The sequence below is a fragment of the Synechococcus sp. R55.7 genome, from assembly GCF_047461955.1.
In the GTDB taxonomy this organism is placed as follows: domain Bacteria; phylum Cyanobacteriota; class Cyanobacteriia; order Thermostichales; family Thermostichaceae; genus Thermostichus.
On record NZ_JANSIC010000071.1, the window covers coordinates 1 to 2,042 of the forward strand.

Sequence of the window (2,042 nt, forward strand, 5' to 3'; positions counted from 1 at the left end):
TGCTCCAGCAAATCGGGATCCGCCAACTTTTGTAGGGCAAGCCGCGCGTCATCCCGCACCCCCCAATCGGGATCGCGACTGGCGCTGGTCAGCAATTGCCTTGTTAGCATCGTGTAAACAATGGGATCCTCGAGAGCCAGTTTCACCTGTTGCCCCAGGATCCCTAAGCTCCAGGCACAGTTGCCGCGTACCGCTGCGATTGGATCTTGAGCCAAGCCCCGGCAGAGAGCTGCGACCACCTCATCCAATGCCGGGCCGGGCAACGCCTGCGCCTGAGCCAATTGTCCGAGGGCACTGGCAGCCCACAATCGCACTGCCGCGATATCCCCGGCCAACACTTCCAGCAACACCGGGTACGCCCGCGGATCCTTGGCATTGCCCAACGCCCACACCAAGCCTTTGCGCACATAGCCGTTCCAATCCCAGCGCAAGCCCTCGATCAGCACCTCCACCTCAGCGGGATCCGGATTCCGACCTAGGGCATAGGCTGCTCCCACCCGCACCAACGGGCAGGGATCCCGGACTAGGGCCAGCAGGGGTTTAACGGCGCGGGGTTCTTCGATCTCACAGAAGGCGCGGGCCGCCTGCATCCGCAAATAGGGATCCGGATCCTGCAACTGCTGCAGCATCAGCTCCACATCCACCTCCGGCGGTGAGTGAGGTGGCAGCTCGTCTAGGGGCTCAAGGGGGGAAAAAGCGTCTTCTTGCATGAAAGGGTGCCCAGGTGTTGGCGGAGGGGACGAGGGCAAAACTTGCCCTTCCTCAAGGCAAAAGCCAGAGCCACAACAACCAAACCAGCAGCAGAGTTGCTGCCCATCATAAACTGCCGGGATCCTCCATCTGATCTGCTCTTTCCGGTTGGGATCCCGGCACCCTAAGCAAGTCCGCTCCTTCCAACACCCGCGCCGAGCGGATCACATCTCCCACCTGGATGCGCTCCACCCACTCCATCCCCTCGGTGACGTAGCCGAACACGGCATAGCGCCCGTCCAAAATCGGCAGAGCAGAGAGGGTGATGTAAAACTGGGAAGAGGCTGAGTCAAGTGGGCTAGAACGGGCCATGGCCACCGCCCCCAAACGATGGGGCAAGAGCAACTTACTCAGAGCAGCGGGATCCTGGATCAAGGTGTTGTAGCGGGGGTAGGGTTCCCCACGCAGCTGAATTTCCAGGGGGATGGTGCGCAGGCGGTTGCTCCCCGGCTCTGTTGCACCCCCTGTACCGTCACCACGGGGATCCCCACCCTGCACCACAAAAGGCTGCGGATCCTTTTCCACCCGATGGAAGGTGAGGCCATTGTAAAAGCCCCGCTGAACCAAATCCACGAACTGGCCGCCGGTCAGGGGTGCCGCTTCCCCGTGGATCGCCAAGATCACCTTGCCTACCCCCTCAGCAGTTTGCACCTCCATCTCCACCACTGCCTTCCCTTGCAGTTGCGGGCGGCTAGCATAGGCCGCCGGGATCCCAGAGGGGGATTCTGACAAGGGGGGTGTACTGCGACAAGCCAACAGCCCGAGACAGAGGTATCCCAGAACTAAGCCCACTCCCACTCTGCAGCGGCTCATTCGCCCCAGCTTGGCGAATTTCATCTGCCCCTTCTCCTTCAATCCAATCTCCCACCCTCCAGGCGCTGCTCAACCCAGCAGGGATCCCTATCCAGGTGATTCAGATCCGCTGCGACAGCCCCAACTGCAAGGTAACGCTTTGAGCGCCATTGCTCACCCTCACACCGTAGGGGCTGATGGAGGTAACCCGCCACTCTGCTTTTACCGCATGGCCAACAGCCACCTGACGTACTACGTTGTCGATCAAGATCAGAGCCTTGGGGGCACCTGGATCGTGGATCAATCCCACCAGCTTCATCTGCGGCAGAGGCTGGGGTGGGATCCGCGCTGGCACCGGAGGCGCAGGTACCCTGGGGGGAGAGGGAAGACCAGCCCCTCTTGAAGCAAGAGGAGCGGCAACAGTCGGCGGTTTTGCCGGTTCGACCAAGACAGCCTTTGCAGAATCCTCAGGTGGAGCTTTGGGGTTTTCATCCACATCA

Annotated in this window: 2 protein-coding genes and 1 pseudogene; all 3 read right to left on the minus strand. The window is 61.0% G+C overall.

Annotated elements, in window-relative coordinates:
* On the minus strand, positions 1 to 710 hold a 710-nt coding region (locus NW820_RS05435; RefSeq protein ID WP_414406898.1), incomplete at its 3' end, for a HEAT repeat domain-containing protein.
* A gap of 106 nt (positions 711 to 816) precedes the next feature.
* Positions 817 to 1,587 carry a peptidylprolyl isomerase gene (locus NW820_RS05440; protein ID WP_011433685.1) on the minus strand — a complete coding sequence of 257 codons (771 nt, stop codon included), beginning with the start codon at positions 1,585 to 1,587 and terminating at the stop codon, positions 817 to 819.
* Positions 1,588 to 1,663: 76 nt separating this feature from the next.
* Positions 1,664 to 2,042: pseudogene (locus NW820_RS05445) on the minus strand (hypothetical protein); the annotation flags it as partial.